The organism is Alloalcanivorax venustensis (assembly GCF_047495515.1).
Taxonomy (GTDB): domain Bacteria; phylum Pseudomonadota; class Gammaproteobacteria; order Pseudomonadales; family Alcanivoracaceae; genus Alloalcanivorax; species Alloalcanivorax venustensis.
The window spans coordinates 1732124-1748762 of record NZ_CP179934.1; the positions used below are offsets into that span (position 1 = coordinate 1732124).

A 16639-nucleotide genomic window follows, 5' to 3' on the forward strand; every position below is an offset into this window, starting at 1 on the left:
TACTCCGCGGCCGATTCAGGGGGCGGAAGCGACCATGGACGCACCACGTTTAACAGTGCGGCAGCTGGGCTGCGAGCGGGACCACCGGATGCTGTTTGAGAATCTGGATTTTTCCGCGCGCAACGGCGAGATCTGGCAGGTGACCGGCGCCAACGGCGCCGGCAAGACCACGCTGTTGCGCATCCTGGTGGGCCTGCACGGCTTTTACCAGGGGCGGGTCGAGTGGTCGTCGCCGTTGCCGCCGTCGCTGCTCTACCTGGGGCACCAGCCCGGCGTGCGTGAGGAACTCACCGCCCGCGAAAACCTCGAATACAACCGTGCCCTCAGCGGCCAGACCGGCGACCCGGACGCGGCGCTGGCGGCGCTGGACCTGTACGGTTTCGAGGATGTGCCGGCGGGGCGTTTGTCCGCCGGGCAGCAGCGCCGCATCGCGCTGGCCCGGCTGTGGCTGGACGGCAAGGACGTGTGGATTCTCGACGAGCCGTTCACCGCCATCGACCAGCAGGGGGTGGCCGCGCTGGATCAGCGGCTGCGCCAGGCGGCGGCGCAGGGCGTGCTGGTGATCTACACCTCGCACCACCGGGTCGGCGACGGCGTGCACCGCCTGCATCTGGGTGAGGATAGGGAGGTGGCCCGATGAGCGCACCGACCCTGGGCGCCGTCTGGCGCGCCTCGCTGCGCCGCGAACTGACGCTGATCTGGCGCTCGCCGGCGGACATCGTGCAGCCGCTGTTTTTTTTCGTGGTGGTGGTGAGCCTGTTTCCGCTGGCGCTGTCGCCGAAGCCGGCGCTGCTGGCCCTGGTGGCCCCCGGCGCGGTCTGGGTGGCGGCGCTGCTGGCGGTGATGCTGTCCCTGGACGGCCTGTTCCGCCGCGACCAGGAGAGCGGCGCGCTGGATCTGCTGCTCACCGCGCCGGTGGTGAGCGTGGTGCCGGTGGCCGCCAAGCTGCTCGCCCACTGGTTGCTGACCGGTCTACCGCTGGCGCTGATCGCGCCGCTGCTGGGCTACATGCTGCAGCTGCCGGTGGCGGTGCTGGATACGCTGATGGTGAGCGTGTTGCTGGGCACGCCCACGCTCACCGTGGTGGGCGCCATCGGCGCGGCGCTCACGGTGGGCCTTAACCGCGGTGGTATCCTTCTGGCGGTTCTGGTGCTGCCCCTTTATGTGCCGGTGCTGGTGTTCGGCGCGGGCGTGGTGCGCACCGCCCTGGACGGCCTGCCCACCGGCGGTCTGCTGGCGGTGCTGGGGGCGATTCTGGCGCTGGCGGTGAGCCTCGGCCCGGTGGCCGTGGCGCTGGGCCTGCGCATCAGCGCCGGCGACTGATCGCCGCAGCTCTATTCAGGTGTTCTATGTGGAAAACGATTAAACGCTGGTACCACCAACTGGGCTCGCCCCGGTACTTCTACCGTTTCTGCGAGGCGGTGCTGCCGTGGCTGGTGCCGGTGTCGCTGGCGCTGCTGGCGGTGGGGCTGATCTGGGGGCTGGTGTACGCCCCGGTGGAGCGCTACCAGGGCGACAGCTACCGCATCATCTATATTCACGTGCCGGCCTCCAGCGGCGCCCTGATGGGCTACATCGCCATGGGCGTGGCCGGGCTGGTGGCGCTGGTCTGGCGCATGAAGATGGCGGAGGTGATGCTCAAGGCGCTGGCGCCGTTCGGCGCCGCCCTGGCGGCGGTGTCGCTGCTCACCGGCGCGCTCTGGGGCAAGCCCACCTGGGGCACCTACTGGCAGTGGGACGCGCGCATGACGTCGATGCTGATCCTGCTGTTTTTGTACCTGGGCATCATGGCGCTGCAGAACGCCATCCGCGATCCGCGCCAGGCGGCCCGCGCTGCCGCCCTGCTGGCGGTGGTGGGCGTGATCAACGTGGTGATCGTCAAGTATTCGGTGGAGTGGCTCAACACCCTGCACCAGGGCGCCACCCTCAAGGTGGTGGGGGAGTCGTCCATCGACGCCTCGATGAAATGGCCGCTGCTGATCAGCATGGCCGGGCTCTGGTTGCTGTACGCCGCCAACGTGCTGATCCGCGCCCGCACCGAGGTGCTCAGCCGCGAGCGCCGCAGCGGCTGGGTGCGCCGGCTGGTCCGTGACGAGGAGGCGTGATCATGTTCGACCCCTATTTCGACAGTGTCGCCGCCTTTATCGCCATGGGCGAGCACGGCTTTTTCGTATGGAGCGCCTACGGACTCAGCGCGCTTCTGATCGTCACCAATATGCTGGTGGCGGTGCGACGGCAGGGACGGGTGCGGGCCGAGATCGCCCGCCAGGCGCGCCGCGACGGCGCCAGGACATCGCCCAAGGCCGGCACATCGTCCAACAGTGTGGAGAGTAATCAATGAATCCGGTTCGCAAACAACGTCTATTCGTGGTGCTGGCGGTGCTCGCGGGCCTGGCCGTGGCGGTGGGGCTGGCGGTCTACGCCCTGCGTCAGAACATCAATTTGTTCTATACGCCGCAGCAAATCGTTAACGGTGAGGCACCGGTGGGTGCCAAAATGCGCGTCGGCGGTCTGGTCGAGGACGGCTCGGTGCAGCGGGACCCGGACACCCTGGACGTGGTCTTCACGGTCACCGATGGAAAGGGTAGCTTTGCTATTCACTACCAGGGCATTCTTCCCGACCTGTTCCGCGAGGGCCAGGGCGTGGTCGCCAACGGCACCCTGGTGAGCCGTGACCGTTTCGAGGCGGACGAGGTCCTGGCCAAACACGATGAGACCTATATGCCGCCGGAGGTACAGGATGCACTGGAAAAAGCCGGGCACCCGGGCAGCAAGCCCGGCGCCAAGGAAGAAGACGCCGGTTACCCCAAGGGCGATTACGACTAATCGGTTTGAGTGCCGAGTGAGCCATCAATGAGCCAAGTGATCATCCTGGTCGACGACCCGGCGGACTGGGCCGCCTATTACCCCACCCGCCATCTGCTTTCGGCGCGGGACTATCTGCAGGCGGCCCAGCCCGTTTGCACCGACAAGAAAGTGCAGGTGATCAACCTGTGCCGCAGCTATAAATACCTGTCGCCCGGTTATTACTGCTCGCTGCTGGCGGAAGCGCGCGGCCAGCGCGTGCTGCCGTCGGTGCGCACGGTCAACGACCTTAGCCGCAAGGCGCTGTACGGCCTGCATTTCGAGCGCTTCGAAGCGGCCCTCGACAAAGCCATGAAGAAGCAGGGCGGCGACGCCACCCGCGTCACCCTGACGCTCTATTTCGGTCACGCGGAGCAGGACGGGCTCAACGACCTGGGCCGCCAGATCTTCGATCAGATGCCCTGTCCGATCCTGCGCGTCTCCTTCCGCCGCCGCGAAGAGTGGACCCTGGAATCGATCCGCCCGGTGAGCCTCAAGCAGCTCAAGGGGCACGAAGAGGACGCCTTCGCCCGCGCCCTGGAACAGTTCAACGCGCGCGTGTGGCGCAACCCCCGCCGCCGGCGCGGCGACCGTTACGACCTGGCCATGCTGGTGGACGACAAAGAAGCCATGCCGCCCAGCAACCGCGCCGCGCTCAAGCGCTTTATCAAGGCCGGCCGGCAGTTGGGCATCAAGGTGGACCCCATCGACCGCGACGCCTACACCCGCCTGGGTGAGTACGACGGCCTGTTCATCCGTGAAACCACCGGCATCGATCACCACACCTACCAGTTCGCCCGCAAGGCGGAGCAGGAAGGCATGGTGGTGATCGACGACCCCGGCTCGATCCTGCGCTGCACCAACAAGATCTACCTGGCCGAGCTGATGCAGGCCAACGGCGTGCCGGTGCCGCCCACCGCCTTCGTGTTCGACGACTCCGAAGCCCAGGCGGACAGCCTGATCGCCGAGCTGGGCCTGCCGATGGTGCTGAAGATTCCCGACGGCAGCTTTTCGCGGGGCATCAGCAAGGTGAAGGACAAAGCCGAGCTGCGCGCCGCGCTCAGCGGCTACCTGAAGCAGTCCGCGGTGGTGCTGGCCCAGGCGTTCATGTACACCGACTACGACTGGCGCATCGGCGTGCTCAACAACCGGCCGCTGTTCGCCTGCCAGTACTTCATGAGCAAGGGCCACTGGCAGATCTACCACCACAAGGACGGCGGCAAGACCAGCTCCGGGCGCTTCGCCACCCTGCCGGTGCGCGACGTGCCCGCCAAGGTGCTGCGCATGGCGCTCAAGGCGGCGCGGCTGATGGGCAACGGCCTGTACGGCGTGGACCTGAAGCAGTCCGGCGATCAGGTGGTGGTGATCGAAGTCAACGACAACCCCAACGTGGACGCCGGCGTCGAGGACCTGTGGCTGGGCGAGGATCTGTACCGGCAGATCATGCTGGAATTCCTGCGCCGCATGGAAGCCCGCCGGCTGGGGCTGCCGCTCTAGATGCTGGGCTGGATGCGCAAGAACCTGCTGCGCCGGGAAACCCGCCGCTGGGTCGATGAGGGCCTGGTGGAGCCGTTCCAGGCGGAGCGCATCCTCAACCGCTACGGCACCTCCCTGAACGATACCGGCCCCTCGGCGCTGGGGCTGCTCACCGGTCTGGCCGGCCTGTTCGCCGGGCTGGCCCTGCTGTTGCTGGTGTCCGCCAACTGGGAGCAGCTGCCGCGCCTGGCCCGCTTCGCCGGCCTGGTCACCCTGACCGCCGTGCTCAACGGCTGGGGCGTGCTGCGCCTGGCCCGCGCCGGCAGCGGCAGCGGCGGCGGCCTGCTGTTCCTGGGCGGCTTCGCCTACGGCGCCTCGATCATGCTCACCGGGCAGATGTACCACCTGGGCGAGCACTTCCCCAACGGCCTGCTGCTCTGGGCCCTGGGCCTGGTGCCGCTGACCCTGCTCAGCGGCGGCCGCCTGCTGGCGCTGCAGGGCCTGGCGGTGGCGGTGGCCTGGATGCTGCTGGAATACCGCTTCGCCGCCCCCTGGCTGATGCCGCTGTTCCTGGCGGTGGCGTTCTGGGTGGCCTGGCGCCGCCGGGTCGCCGGGCTCGCCCTGGCGACACTGGCCGCCACCGCCCTGTGGCTGAACCTGATGCTGGCCTGGGTCTACGCCACCGACTTCGGCCCCCAGGCCCAGGAGGGCATGATCAGCTTCAACCTGGGCCTGCTGGTACTGGCCGGCGCGCTCGCCGCCCGCCCGGCCTGGTGGAGCGCCGGCGCCGGTAACTGGATGCCCCGGCTCACGGTGCTGGCGATCCTGCCGTTCACCTTCGTGGACGGCTGGGAGCACTATCTGGCCTACGCCTGGACCTGGCTCGATCCGGGTCTGTGGGCGGCGCTGGTGGCACTGCTGGCGGCGGCCCTGCTGGGGTGGCCCCTGGTGGCGCCGGCGGTGGCCGCCCTGCTGATCGCGGTGCACACCGGCGGCGTGCCCGACCAGGCCCTGGTCTGGGCGGTGGCGTCCAACCTGCTGTTATTGCTGCTGGCGATGCACTGGATGCGGCGCGGCCTGCTGGAAGGCGAGGGCGGCCTCTATGTCACCGGGCTGGTCGCCATCCTCATCCTGGCGCTGCTGCGCTACCTGGACCTGATCGGCGGCTATCTGGGCGCCGCCGGGCTGTTCCTCGGCATGGCGGCGCTGCTGTTCGTCGCCGGCCGCTACTGGCGCCGCCGGGAGGCGCGCTCATGAGCCGGCGCCGGCTCATGAGCGCTGGTGGCCGCGGTGCTGCTGCAGCTGGCGGTGCTGGGCGGCCTGTTCGTGTACAGCCAGTATCCGCTGTGGGTGGGCACCGAGGTGCGCCTGGCCACCGTGCCGGTGGACCCGCGCGACCTGTTCCGGGGCCAGTACGTGCGCCTGAACTACGCCCTGTCCCGCCAGCCGCTGCCCGAGATGGAGCTGCCCCGCGCCGGTGATCCGGTGTTCGTGCGCTTGCAGCGGGACGGCGCGCTGTGGCGGGCGGACGGCGTGCGTTTACGGGAACCGGACGGCGAGCGGCTGTATCTGCGCGGTACCATTGAGCGGGTCAGTGGCGGTGAACTGCACATTCGTTACGGCATCGAAGCCTGGTTCGCGGCGCCGGAAGAGGCGTTGCGGCTGGAACGGGAGCTGGCCGAAGGCGGCGTGGCCCGGGTCCGCATCGCGCCGGACGGCCGTGCCGCGCTGGTGGCCGTGGAGGCCGGTGGCGGGGAATCGGCGCCCTAGCCGGCGGGCCGGGCGCCGCGGGCGTCAGCCCAGCATCTTGCTGATAAAGCCGCTCTCTTTCTCGATGGTGCCGGCGAACGGCGCCAGCGCGTGCATGCGCTCGGTGTGCGCCGCCAGGTTCGGGTAGCGGCCGGCGTCCACGGTCTCGCCGCCATGGCGGAAATTCACCAGCTGGCTGGCCACGGCGATGTCCGCCACGGTGAGGCTGTCGCCGACCAGATACTCGCGGCCGTCCAGCTCCTGCTCCAGATAATCCAGCAGCGGCGGAATGCGGCTCTCCAGCGCCTTGGCGATGGCCTCCTCGTCGCAGTCCTGGCCCATCAGGCGCTTCACGATCCGGTTACGGAACACGGTGAAGGTGCAGTGCGGCGCCAGCTCGTAGTCCGCGTACTTTTCGAACCACAGGGTGCGCGCGTACTGGAACGGGTCGCTGGGGTAGAGCGCCGGCTCCGGGTGGGTTTTCTCCAGGTAGGCGCAGATCACCGCCGAATCGGCGAGATAGCGGCCGTCCACTTCCAGCGCCGGGATCCGCTGCAGCGGGCTGATCTTCTCGTAGCCCTCGGGTTTGTTGTTGGGGTCCACGTGCACCGCTTCGTAGTCCAGGCCCTTCAGGGCCAGCACCACGCGGGTCTTGCGGACGAAGGGCGACATCACCGCGCCGTACAGTTTCATGGGCATGCGTTTTCTCTCCCGGTTGGTTTTTTGGCAGGCGTTTTTTACAGGCATCTAGGGATAAAGCAGAGCGGGTGGCGGGTCAATGACCACTTCCGGCAAATTTTTCCTTGACGACCGGGGCGCCGATTTCTATCCTACGCGCCGCTTGAGAGCACCGGGTCCCCTTCGTCTAGTGGCCCAGGACACCGCCCTTTCACGGCGGTAACAGGGGTTCGACTCCCCTAGGGGACGCCACTCTTTATAAGCGGGAATAGCTCAGCTGGTAGAGCACAACCTTGCCAAGGTTGGGGTCGCGAGTTCGAATCTCGTTTCCCGCTCCAAAATCAAAAGGGACCCGACCGGGTCCCTTTTTTTATGTCACTCAGAATTGCATCTCGAAGCGGGCGCCGAGGCCGTGGTCGCGGCGGTCGGCGGCGAGCTGGCCACCGTAGCTGACGCCCAGGGTGGCGCGCTCGGAGAGGCTCAGGTCCAGGCCGGCCTCGACGATCGCCGCGTCCTCGGCGATGGGCACGCCGCTGACGGTGAAGGCCTGGCCGCCGGCGAACGTCTGGGTGACCTCCGAGTCGGTGTCGCCGAAGGCGTGGCGCCAGCCCAGGGTGCCGTGCAGCCGCGCCGGCACACCGGCGAGACCCAGGCCGGAAGCGGCGCGCAGCCCCAGGGTGCTGAAGGTGGTGTCGGTGCTGTCGCCGTCGTCCCGCAGGGCCGCCGCGCCGCCGTCCTCGTCGCTGCCGTCGCTGCTCAGGCGCACTTGCGCCAGCCCGACGAAGGGCTCCAGCGCCAGGGCGTCGGTATCCAGCCGGTATCCCGCCTCACCGAAGATCTGCAGGGTATCGGCGCGATTGTCGCCGCGCAGGGACTCGTCGAAGTCGTGGAACGCCACGCGGCGGTCGGTTTCGATGTCGTGCCAGCTGTAGCCGAGCCCGGCGGTGAGGCGCAGCGCCTCCCAGCGGCCGCCGCTGTACAGCCCCAGGTGATAGTCGTCGCTGCTGCCGGACGCGTCGCGGTCGTCGATGTCCACGGAGGTGCGGCCGGCGCCGGCCAGCAGGCCCAGCCGCCAGGTGTCGTTGAGGGGCGCGTCGGCGCCGATCAACAGGCCGCCGCTGGAATGGTCCATCGACGCGGCGCCGCCGCCGTCGCGGTCGCTGTCCCCCCAGTTGCCGTAGGCGCGGCTCCACACCACGGTGCCGGCGGGGCGTGCCCGGAAGGCGGCGCGCAGCCGCTCGCCGGCGGTGTCGCGCACAAAGCGGCTGTCCTCGATCAGGGCGCTGCGCAGCGAGGCGTGGATTTCCCCGGCCAGCTGGTCAAAGGCGCCGCGGATCAGGGCGTTGTCGTCGGGCAGGGTGAGCAGAGCGCTGTAGATGTCGTTGCCGGGGCCCAGGGTGTCCGCGCTGCCCGCCACCGCGATCTGATTGTCGGTGACGGCCCGGTCAGTGAAGCTGGCGTAGCCGTCGCGGGCCAATTGCAGGTAGACGTTGTTGGCGTCGTAGAACAGGTCCGCGACCAGGAAGGCGTAGTCGGAGCTGACGCCGCCGAAGGTGCCGTCGAGGCCGCCGTCGGCGCTGAGAATGGTGTAGACCGTGGCGGGCCGGTAGTCGCCGCTGTTGCCGATGTGCGCCACGTCGGCGCCGTTCAGCCGCGCCTGGCCGGTGACCTGGACAAGGTCGCTGTCGGAGCCGTCGGGGGCCACTTCCACCTGGTAGGTGGTGTCGCCGTCGAAGGTGAGGTCACCGTCCACGGTGAGCGTGCCGATCGAGTTGCCCGGCGCCAGCGTGCTGCCGGCGCCCAGGCTGGTGGTGCCGACCGTGCCGTTGCCGCCCAGGCCGGCGCCGCCGTGGATGGTCAGCGTCGACGGCGCGAGGTCGCCGTTGACGATCAGCGAACCGGCCTCCACCTCGGTGGCGCCTTGATAGGTGTTGCTACCCGACAACACCAGGGTGCCGGCGCCGAGTTTGGTCAGGCCGCCGGCGCCCTGCAGGTCGGTTTGAATGCCGATGTCGTGGCCGTTGTTATCGACCCAGGCGCCGCCGGCTTCGATGTTGACGTCACCGGCGCTGAAGCCACTCAGGAAATCCTGCTCGTCGGCGGTGGCCCGGAGCATGCCGCCGTCCAGCGTGACGCTGCCGGCGCCGTCCTGTTTTTGCACAAAGCCGGTTTCCAGGATGCCCCGTGCGGCGGCGGTGCCGCCCAGGGTGAGCGTGCCCGAGCCGGAGGCCGTGGCGCCGACGATCACCGCGCCGGTGGCGGCCCGGCCGCCGTCTTCGATCACCAGGTCGCCGCTGCCCTGGTAGCCCACCTGGATGGCCAGGGCGCTGGTCCAGCGCGCCGTATCGCCGGCCACCCGCACCCGGCCGTCGGCGCCCACGGCGTTGCCGAGGGTGCCGCTCTCGCTGCTCACCGTGCCGTTGTTGATGTCCACGGCGCCGCTGCCCTCGGCGCCGACGATCAGCGCGCCGCTGTTTTGCCAGCCGGCGCCGTCGCCGTCCACCACCACGGTGCCGTCACCGTCCGCGAAGCTGCCCACGAAGGTATTCAGGTTGGTGACCGTACCACCGGCGCCGATGTTCAGGGTGCCGGTGCCGGAGCTGCCCACCACCAGATCGGCGCTGTTGTCCCAGCGCGCCTGGTCGCCGCTGACCGTCACCACGCCGTTGGAGCCGGCGAACGAGCCGATATAACCCACCGTGTTGGTCACCGTGCCGCCGGCGCCGACCGTCATTTCCGCCTGACCATAGTTGCCGATGGAGAGCGTGCCGGTGTTTTCCCAAAGGGCGTTCTGGCCCGCCACTTCGACCGTGCCGAGCACGCCATCGCTGCTGCCGACGATGCCGTAGGAGCTGGTCACGGTGCCGCCGGCGCCCACGGTCATATCGCCGTCGTTGATATCACCGACGAACAGCCCGTCGGTCAGGGTCCATTGCGCGCCAGTGCCCGCCACGCTGACCACAGCGGGGTTGGCGGCGGCGGGATCGCCGCCCACATAGGTGATCGAGCTGGTCACAGCGCCGGTCTCGCCGATGGTCAGGGTGCCGTCGACCTGCAAGAAGCCGGTGTCCCAGGGGTTGGGTTGCGTGCTTTGCGCCGTGTTATCGATGATTTCCTGGTCGCCGGCGTCAATGAACGTCTGGGCCAGCGCCTGATCGGCGGCCATCAGCGCCACCAGCGCCGGGCCCGTGACAATAAAACGCTTCACGCGTGACGCCCGCGGCGCGCCTGCCTGCTGCATGGTCATTCCCCTCTCTTTTTTAGAATCGGGGGAATACATCACGGGAGGCGGGCGACTGGTATCCCTTAAATAGGGGAGTCCAAGCGGCGAACTTGGCAGTACCTCCCCGGGACCGTACCATGAGGCAGTCTTAGAGAGGGACCATGGCCCGATTACACCCCCGCCTTCACGATGCGATCCGTCTGCTTCCGGCTCACCGGCCGGCTCACCTGTTGACCCGGCACTCCGTGCGGGAGCTGGCCAAGAACGGCTTCGCCGACTACCGCCTGCCGCTCACCGCGGAAGGCGTGGCGATGGCCCGTGAGTGGGGCGCCCGTCTGGAGCGCCCGGTGCAGGCGTTCTATTCCAGCCCGGTGGGCCGCTGCGTGGACACCGCCACCGCCATGGCGGAGGGCGCCCTGGAGGCGGGCCTGATCCCGGCGATGCCGGAGGTGGTCACCGACCCGACCCTGGTGGAACCCGGCTGCTACGTGGAAGACATCAACCGGGTGGGGCCGACCTTTCTCAAGATGGGGGCGCTGAGCTTTCTCAACCAGCACCTGAAAACCCCGTTCGAAGGCATGCTGTCGCCGGCGGCGGGCCGCGCCAAGCTGGCTTCGTATCTGTACCAGCGCGAGCCGGAGCCGGGTTCACTGGCGGTGCACGTGACCCATGACACCATTCTCGCCGTGCTGGTGGCGGAGCTGGAAGGCCGCGACGCCATCGACGAGGAGCACTGGCCGTGGATGATGGAAGGGCTGTGGGTGTGGTTCGAGGACGCCCGCATGCACTGGGTGTGGCGCGGTCATCACGGGCACCGGGAATTGGCGCTGGCTTGAATCGTGCGGTGCCGCCCCCATCTGTGTTGCTTGTTTCTTTTCCGCAGCCGGCGAGGTGATGTTTGTCTGCCCTGACCCTTCGTAATCTCACCAAGACCTACGCCAACGGTGTCGAGGCGCTCAAAGGCATCGACCTGACCGTGGAGCGGGGTGATTTCTTCGCGCTGCTGGGCCCCAACGGCGCCGGCAAGTCCACCACCATCGGCATCGTCAGTTCGCTGGTCAACAAGACCGGCGGCGAGGTCACCATCCTCGGCCACTCCCTGGACCAGGAACGGGAGCTGGCCAAGCAGAAGATCGGCGTGGTGCCCCAGGAATTCAATTTCAGCCAGTTCGAAAAGGTGTTCGACATCGTCGTCACCCAGGCCGGCTTCTACGGCATTCCCGCGCCCCTGGCCCGGCAGCGCGCCGAGAAGTACCTGCGCAAGCTGGGGCTGTGGGACAAGCGCAAGAACCAGGCCCGCTCCCTGTCCGGGGGCATGAAGCGCCGGCTGATGATCGCCCGCGCCCTGGTCCACGAGCCGGAGCTGCTGATCCTCGATGAGCCCACCGCCGGGGTGGACATCGAGCTGCGCCGTTCCATGTGGGACTTCCTGATCGGCCTCAACAACGAGGGCCGCACCATTATTCTCACCACCCACTATCTGGAAGAGGCGGAGTCCCTGTGCCGCCGCATCGCCATCATCGACCACGGCCGCATCGTCGAGAACACCGACATGAAGTCGCTGCTGGAAAAGCTGCAGGTGGAAACCTTCATCCTGGATCTGGCCCGGCCGGTGGACCACGCGCCGGAGCTGCCCGGTTTCGACGTGCACCTGCGCGACGCCGGCACCCTGGAAGTGGCGGTGCCTAAGACGCAGAGCCTGAACCAGTTGTTCGTGGCCCTGGCGGAGCAGAATTTCGAAGTAATGAGCATGCGTAACAAAGCCAACCGTCTCGAGGAGTTGTTCGTGCGCCTGGTGGAACAGAACCTGCCTGAACAGAACCCGCAGCGGGAGAACGCCTCATGACGCTGCATCAACAATGGGTCGCTTTCCTGACCATCGTCACCAAGGAAGTGCGCCGCTTCCTGCGCATCTGGCCGCAGACGCTGCTGCCGCCGGCGATCACCATGACCCTGTATTTCGTGATCTTCGGCAACCTGGTGGGCAGCCGTATCGGCGAGATGGGCGGCTTCGATTACATGCAGTACATCGTGCCCGGCCTGATCATGATGAGCGTGATCCAGAACAGCTACGGCAACGTGGTCAGTTCGTTCTTTTCCACCAAGTTCCAGCACTCCATCGAGGAGATGCTGGTGTCGCCGATGTCGCCGTTCGTGATCCTGTCCGGCTTCGTGGTGGGCGGCATGGTGCGCGGTATCATGGTGGGCGGCATCGTCACCACGGTGAGCCTGTTCTTCACCGATCTCAACGTGCAGCACGCCTGGATCACCCTGCTGGTGGTGGCGATGACCTCGGCGCTGTTCGCCCTGGGCGGCTTTATCAACGCCATCTTCGCCAACAACTTTGACGACATCAGCATCATTCCCAACTTTATTCTCACGCCGCTGACCTACCTGGGCGGGGTGTTCTACTCCCTGGACCTGCTCTCCGAATTCTGGCGCACCGTGACCCTGGTGAACCCCATCGTTTATATGGTCAACGCCTTCCGCTACGGCGTGCTGGGTGTGAGCGACGTCAACGTATACGCCTCCCTGGCTGCTATCTTCGCCTTTACGGTAGTGTTCTTTCTGCTGGCGCTGTGGCTGCTGCGGCGGGGCACCGGAATTCGCGGGTAATCGACATGAGCTTTCTCAACGACACGCCGCTGGGCCGCACCAGCGCTTTCATCGACCAGTACACGCCTTCGTTGCTGTGCCCGGTGCCCCGTTGGGACGCCCGCGAAAGCCTGGACCTGGACACCGCCGCCGAAGGCGAGCCGCGGCTGCCGTTCCACGGCCAGGACATCTGGAACGCCTATGAGCTGTCCTGGCTCAACGAGCGCGGCAAGCCGGTGGTGGCCATGGCCGAGCTGGTGGTGCCCTGCATCTCGCCGAACATCATCGAATCCAAGTCGCTGAAGCTCTATCTGAACTCGTTCGCCAACACCCGCTTCGCGTCCCGCGAGGCGGTGATCAAGGCGATCGCCGGCGATCTGGCCCAGGTGGCCGGGGCACCGGTGGACGTGCGCGTCATGAGCATGGAGGAAGCGGCCCGCGCCGCGGTCTGGGACGACCACGGCGACAGCGTCGATCATCTCGACGTGGCGTTCGAGCATTTCGAGTACCGCCCGGATCTGCTGTTCACCGAACAGGGGCCGGAGCGCAACGGCGCGCTGGTGTCGCACCTGCTGCGCAGCCACTGCCCGGTCACCAATCAGCCAGACTGGGGCACGGTTCAGGTGCGCTACACCGGCGCCGAGATCAGCCCGGCCAGCTTTCTGCGCTACGTGGTCTCGCTGCGCAACCACCAGGGCTTCCACGAACAGATCATCGAGCAGATGTTCGTCGACCTGAAGCGCCAGTGCGCGCCCCGTCATCTGTCGGTGTACGGCCGCTTCACCCGCCGCGGCGGGCTGGACATCAACCCGTTCCGCTCGGACTACGAAGACCTGCCGCGCAACCTGCGCACCATCCGCCAGTAGCACGCCTCTGGGAGCGGGTTGTGGGAGCGGGCTGTGGGAGCGGGCCCTGCCCGCGAAAGGGCGGTCCCAGACCGCCCGGCAGGATCCCAGAGACCTTGCCGGCTAGCCCGCGCCCAGCGGCCAGCCGAAACCGATCCAAACCCCCAGCAGCACCGACCAGCCGGCCAGCAGCGCCAGGCTGTAGGGCAGCATCAGCGCGATCAGCGTGCCGATGCCGGTGTCGCTCCGGTAACGGCGGGCGAAGCCCAGCACCAGGGCGAAGTAGGGCATCAGCGGGGTGATGATGTTGGTGCTGGAATCGCCCACCCGGTAGGCCGCCTGGGTGGCTTCCGGGTCGATGCCCACCAGCATCAGCATGGGCACGAACACCGGCGCCAGGATGCCCCACTTGGCGGAGGCGCTGCCGATCATCAGGTTGATCAGCGCCACCAGCCCCACGAACAACAGCAGCAGCGCCACGGTCGGCAGATTCAGGCCGCCCAGCCAGGCGGCGCCCTTGATCGCCAGCACCAGCCCCAGCTGGCTGTAGCTGAACCAGGCCACGAACTGGGCGGCGAAGAACATCAGCACCAGGTAACCGGACATCGAGCTCATGGTGGTTTCCATCGCCTCGATGATGCCGCCGGCGGAGCGGAAGCGGCCGCTCACCCGCCCGTAGACGGCGCCGCACAGCCCCGCCAGCAGCGCGATCAGCACCACCAGCGACGACATGAACGGCGACTGCAGCAGGCCGCCGTCCTCACCGCGCAGCGGCGCGTCCGCCGGCGCCACCAGCAGCACCACCGCGAGCACGCCCAGCGCCAGCACCGCCAGGGTCCAGCCCAGGGCGCGGCGGTCCATGCGCGGTGCCAGGTCTTCGTCACTGTTGTCGGCGGGCCGGTCGGCCACGCGCGGCTCGGTGATGCGCACCGTGACCAGTGACACCACGGCGGTGACCAGCACCGTGGAGACCATGATGAACCAGTAGTTGCCCGCCGCCGACACCACGCGGTCGGGCTCGACGATCGCCGCCGCCTCCGTGGACAGGCCGGCGAGCACCGCGTCCACCGGGCCGAGCAGCAGGTTGGCGCTGTAGCCGCCGGACACCGCCGCGAACGCGGTGGCGATGCCGGCCAGCGGCGAGCGGCCGGCCAGCTGGAACAGAAAGCCGGCGAGGGGAATCAGCACCACATAGCCGGCGTCGAAGGCGAGGCTCGACATCACCCCGGCGAACGCCACCGTCACCACCAGCGTGCGGTGCGAGGCGCGCCGCACCAGCGCCGCCAGGCTGGCGCCCAGCAGGCCGGAATGCTCGGCGATGCCCAGCCCCAGCATCGCCACCAGCACCACGCCCAGCGGTGCGAAACCGGTGAAGTTGGTGACCATCTCGCTGAACAGATAGGTAAGGCCGTCGCCGTCGAGCAGCGAGCGCACCTCAATGGCGCGGTCCTCCAGCGGATGCGTGGCGGTCAGGCCCACCGCCGCCAGCAGCGCGCTCAGCGGCAGCATCAACAGACACAGCCAGACGAACAGCAGGGTGGGGTGCGGCAGGCGGTTGCCGGCGCGTTCCAGCCGGGCCAGCCAGCCGGAGGACGGTTCAGCCATAGCGGTTCTCCTTAGAGCCGTACTTGTTGTTGTATCTTGGCCGCCGCCTTGCCCATCACATCCAGCACTTTTTCCCGGTCGCGGTCGGGCAGGCTCTCGGAGTGCACATGCAGCGCGAAGCCTTCCGCCTCGAAATCCACGGCCACGGTCTTGCGCTTCTTCAGGTCCGAGGCGGAGCGGGCCAGGGCCTTCAGTATGCGGTTTTTGTCCACGTTGTGAATGCGCTCCAGGTCCATGTGCAGGCCGAACCCGGTGGTGGCGACGCTCACGAAGCGTTGCTTGCCGCCGGCGTTGCGCTTCAGCGCCTGGGCCTCGAACACCGGGATCGGCCGGCTGAAGCCCTTCGCCGTCACCTCGCCCACATTACGGCAGCGCACCCGGTCCTTGATCAGCTCATGGGTGCTTTCCGAGATCAGCACCTGCCCCGGCCGGCAGGCGGATTCCAGCCGGCTGGCCAGGTTCACGTCGGTGCCGAGGATGGTGTAGTCCATGCGGCTGTCGGTGCCGAAGTTGCCCACCGTCACATAGCCGGTGTTGATGCCGATGCGGATTTCCAGCTTCTGGGTGATGCCCTCGCGTTGCCAGCGCTGGCGCAGAAAGCGCATGTGCTGCTGCATCTCGATGGCCATGGCGGCGCACCGGTAGGCGTCTTCCTGGGCGCCCTCGCTTTTCGGGTCGCCGAAGAACACCATCACCGCATCGCCGATGAACTTGTCGATGGTGCCGCCGTGGCGCAGGGCGATGCGCGTCATCTCGCTGAGGTAGGTGTTGAGCATGCGGGTCAGGGTGTCCAGCGGCAGCTCCTCGGAGATCGCGCTAAAACCCTTGATGTCCGAGAAGAACACCGTCAGCCGTTTACGCCGGGTCTCCAGCTTGGCGTCGCGCTTGCCGGAAAACAGCGAGCCCCAGATCTGCGGCGGCAGATACTTGGCCAGCTTGCGCGACATCTCCACCGCCTGTTGCTGTTGCTCGCGCACCCGGATCTGCGCCTGGCGCAGGAACTGCGCCTGACGGTTGGCATAGAAGGAACTGGCGCCCACGTACAGCCCCAGCCCCACCAGCGACAGCACCGACACACTCAGCGGCACCGTGGTGGGGGTGGGCGGCACGCCCAGCAGCAGTGACGCCAGGGCGGCGCCGCCCAGCGTCATCAGCACGTTCAGCAGCCAGGGGCGCAGGCCGCCGCTGCTTACCGCGTTGGCGTGCACGATGATCAGCAGCACCAGGCTCGGCACCACCGCGAAGTGCAGCAGCGCGCAGGCCACCCCGATGATCGCCGCGTCCAGCTGCATCACCACCGGCGAGAAATGTTCCGGCAGCAGGTCCTTGCGCTGGCCCACCACCACCAGGGTCTGCACCAGCAGCGGATAGGCCAGCAGGCCGGCCACGCCGAGCAGATAGTGGGAGGGATAAAGCTGCAGGCCGACACCGGCCATCAGAATGGTCGCCGCCACCACGAAGGCAAGCAGGCGGATATAATTGCTCAGCCGGCGCGCGCGCTCCATCGGATCCAGATAGGGCTTGCGGGGGCGGTTCTTGGATGTACTCATGCACTGCCAATCAGGACGTTTGTCCGGAGCTTACCCAGTTGTGGGTTAAGAAAAAAGACTGATCGCCCGACGGC

16 protein-coding genes and 2 tRNA genes are annotated in these 16639 nt (G+C 67.7%); 14 read left to right on the forward strand and 4 right to left on the reverse strand.

The genetic code is table 11. From position 1 onward, the window contains the following. Nucleotides 1–34 precede the first annotated feature (34 nt). The 8 genes from ccmA to ACMG4O_RS08265 are packed head-to-tail and all read left to right on the forward strand — an operon-like array spanning nucleotide 35 to nucleotide 6090. Nucleotides 35–640, forward strand: a complete 606-nt coding sequence (gene ccmA / locus ACMG4O_RS08230) for a cytochrome c biogenesis heme-transporting ATPase CcmA (protein ID WP_194856354.1) — start codon at nucleotides 35–37, stop codon at nucleotides 638–640. Continuing rightward, the gene (gene ccmB, locus ACMG4O_RS08235; protein ID WP_228548091.1) at nucleotides 637–1323 is read left to right on the forward strand and encodes a heme exporter protein CcmB; all 687 of its coding nucleotides are present in this window, start codon (nucleotides 637–639) and stop codon (nucleotides 1321–1323) included. The genes ccmA and ccmB overlap by 4 nt, the downstream gene beginning before the upstream one ends. A 26-nt stretch (nucleotides 1324–1349) precedes the next feature. Continuing rightward, nucleotides 1350–2105, forward strand: coding sequence for a heme ABC transporter permease CcmC (ccmC, locus tag ACMG4O_RS08240; RefSeq protein ID WP_194856355.1), 756 nt, complete (start codon nucleotides 1350–1352; stop codon nucleotides 2103–2105). Between the two features lie 2 nt (nucleotides 2106–2107). Further along, nucleotides 2108–2341: a heme exporter protein CcmD gene (gene ccmD, locus ACMG4O_RS08245; protein WP_194856356.1), complete on the forward strand. Its 234-nt coding sequence runs from the start codon at nucleotides 2108–2110 to the stop codon at nucleotides 2339–2341. Next, nucleotides 2338–2826 carry a cytochrome c maturation protein CcmE gene (ccmE, locus tag ACMG4O_RS08250; RefSeq protein WP_142950161.1) on the forward strand — a complete coding sequence of 163 codons (489 nt, stop codon included), beginning with the start codon at nucleotides 2338–2340 and terminating at the stop codon, nucleotides 2824–2826. The genes ccmD and ccmE overlap by 4 nt, the downstream gene beginning before the upstream one ends. 27 nt (nucleotides 2827–2853) lie before the next feature. Beyond that, nucleotides 2854–4341 (forward strand): RimK family protein, encoded by a 1488-nt coding sequence (locus ACMG4O_RS08255; RefSeq protein WP_194856357.1) that lies wholly within the window; start codon nucleotides 2854–2856, stop codon nucleotides 4339–4341. Then, nucleotides 4342–5577: a DUF2157 domain-containing protein gene (locus ACMG4O_RS08260; RefSeq protein ID WP_414433558.1), complete on the forward strand. Its 1236-nt coding sequence runs from the start codon at nucleotides 4342–4344 to the stop codon at nucleotides 5575–5577. 24 nt (nucleotides 5578–5601) lie between these two features. Continuing rightward, nucleotides 5602–6090, forward strand: coding sequence for a GDYXXLXY domain-containing protein (locus ACMG4O_RS08265; RefSeq protein WP_414433559.1), 489 nt, complete (start codon nucleotides 5602–5604; stop codon nucleotides 6088–6090). Nucleotides 6091–6114: 24 nt separating this feature from the next. Here ACMG4O_RS08265 and ACMG4O_RS08270 read toward each other — a convergent pair whose 3' ends face one another. After that, a complete protein-coding gene (locus tag ACMG4O_RS08270) occupies nucleotides 6115–6768 on the reverse strand; it encodes a glutathione S-transferase family protein (protein ID WP_370203793.1) in 654 nt (217 codons plus the stop codon). 155 nt (nucleotides 6769–6923) lie between these two features. Between ACMG4O_RS08270 and ACMG4O_RS08275 the strand changes: the two genes are divergently transcribed. Beyond that, nucleotides 6924–6999 (forward strand) — tRNA-Glu (locus ACMG4O_RS08275). A 10-nt stretch (nucleotides 7000–7009) separates the two neighbouring features. After that, nucleotides 7010–7085 (forward strand) — tRNA-Gly (locus ACMG4O_RS08280). A 41-nt stretch (nucleotides 7086–7126) separates the two neighbouring features. Here the strand turns inward: ACMG4O_RS08280 and ACMG4O_RS08285 are convergent. After that, a complete protein-coding gene (locus tag ACMG4O_RS08285) occupies nucleotides 7127–9994 on the reverse strand; it encodes an autotransporter domain-containing protein (protein ID WP_414433560.1) in 2868 nt (955 codons plus the stop codon). Nucleotides 9995–10200: 206 nt separating this feature from the next. Between ACMG4O_RS08285 and ACMG4O_RS08290 the strand changes: the two genes are divergently transcribed. The 4 genes from ACMG4O_RS08290 to queF all read left to right on the forward strand — a co-directional run bounded on the left by ACMG4O_RS08290 (nucleotide 10201) and on the right by queF (nucleotide 13431). Then, nucleotides 10201–10806, forward strand: a complete 606-nt coding sequence (locus ACMG4O_RS08290) for a histidine phosphatase family protein (RefSeq protein WP_370209560.1) — start codon at nucleotides 10201–10203, stop codon at nucleotides 10804–10806. 62 nt (nucleotides 10807–10868) lie between these two features. After that, complete coding sequence (locus ACMG4O_RS08295) at nucleotides 10869–11816, forward strand: ABC transporter ATP-binding protein (protein WP_142950155.1); 948 nt, start codon at nucleotides 10869–10871, stop codon at nucleotides 11814–11816. Continuing rightward, a complete protein-coding gene (locus ACMG4O_RS08300; RefSeq protein ID WP_142950154.1) occupies nucleotides 11813–12586 on the forward strand; it encodes an ABC transporter permease in 774 nt (257 codons plus the stop codon). Before ACMG4O_RS08295 ends, ACMG4O_RS08300 begins: the two co-directional genes overlap by 4 nt. A gap of 5 nt (nucleotides 12587–12591) precedes the next feature. After that, nucleotides 12592–13431: an NADPH-dependent 7-cyano-7-deazaguanine reductase QueF gene (queF, locus tag ACMG4O_RS08305; RefSeq protein WP_194856362.1), complete on the forward strand. Its 840-nt coding sequence runs from the start codon at nucleotides 12592–12594 to the stop codon at nucleotides 13429–13431. Between the two features lie 102 nt (nucleotides 13432–13533). On the opposite strand, the gene ACMG4O_RS08310 is transcribed toward queF, so the two are convergent. Together ACMG4O_RS08310 and ACMG4O_RS08315 are read right to left on the reverse strand one after the other, a co-directional pair. Next, nucleotides 13534–15015: an AbgT family transporter gene (locus ACMG4O_RS08310; protein ID WP_335628719.1), complete on the reverse strand. Its 1482-nt coding sequence runs from the start codon at nucleotides 15013–15015 to the stop codon at nucleotides 13534–13536. Between the two features lie 11 nt (nucleotides 15016–15026). Beyond that, entirely contained in the window at nucleotides 15027–16565 is a 1539-nt protein-coding gene (locus ACMG4O_RS08315) for an adenylate/guanylate cyclase domain-containing protein (protein ID WP_414433561.1), read from the reverse strand. Nucleotides 16566–16639: the final 74 nt, after the last annotated feature.

Coding starts and splice junctions, on each gene's coding strand:
- ACMG4O_RS08255 (WP_194856357.1), top strand. CDS start 2,854: ATGAGCCAAGTGATCATCCTGGTCGACGACCCGGCGGACTGGGCCGCC.
- ACMG4O_RS08310 (WP_335628719.1), bottom strand. CDS start 15,015: ATGGCTGAACCGTCCTCCGGCTGGCTGGCCCGGCTGGAACGCGCCGGC.
- ACMG4O_RS08300 (WP_142950154.1), top strand. CDS start 11,813: ATGACGCTGCATCAACAATGGGTCGCTTTCCTGACCATCGTCACCAAG.
- queF (WP_194856362.1), top strand. CDS start 12,592: ATGAGCTTTCTCAACGACACGCCGCTGGGCCGCACCAGCGCTTTCATC.
- ccmD (WP_194856356.1), top strand. CDS start 2,108: ATGTTCGACCCCTATTTCGACAGTGTCGCCGCCTTTATCGCCATGGGC.
- ccmC (WP_194856355.1), top strand. CDS start 1,350: ATGTGGAAAACGATTAAACGCTGGTACCACCAACTGGGCTCGCCCCGG.
- ACMG4O_RS08315 (WP_414433561.1), bottom strand. CDS start 16,565: ATGAGTACATCCAAGAACCGCCCCCGCAAGCCCTATCTGGATCCGATG.
- ccmB (WP_228548091.1), top strand. CDS start 637: ATGAGCGCACCGACCCTGGGCGCCGTCTGGCGCGCCTCGCTGCGCCGC.
- ACMG4O_RS08260 (WP_414433558.1), top strand. CDS start 4,342: ATGCTGGGCTGGATGCGCAAGAACCTGCTGCGCCGGGAAACCCGCCGC.
- ACMG4O_RS08270 (WP_370203793.1), bottom strand. CDS start 6,768: ATGCCCATGAAACTGTACGGCGCGGTGATGTCGCCCTTCGTCCGCAAG.
- ccmA (WP_194856354.1), top strand. CDS start 35: ATGGACGCACCACGTTTAACAGTGCGGCAGCTGGGCTGCGAGCGGGAC.
- ccmE (WP_142950161.1), top strand. CDS start 2,338: ATGAATCCGGTTCGCAAACAACGTCTATTCGTGGTGCTGGCGGTGCTC.
- ACMG4O_RS08285 (WP_414433560.1), bottom strand. CDS start 9,994: ATGACCATGCAGCAGGCAGGCGCGCCGCGGGCGTCACGCGTGAAGCGT.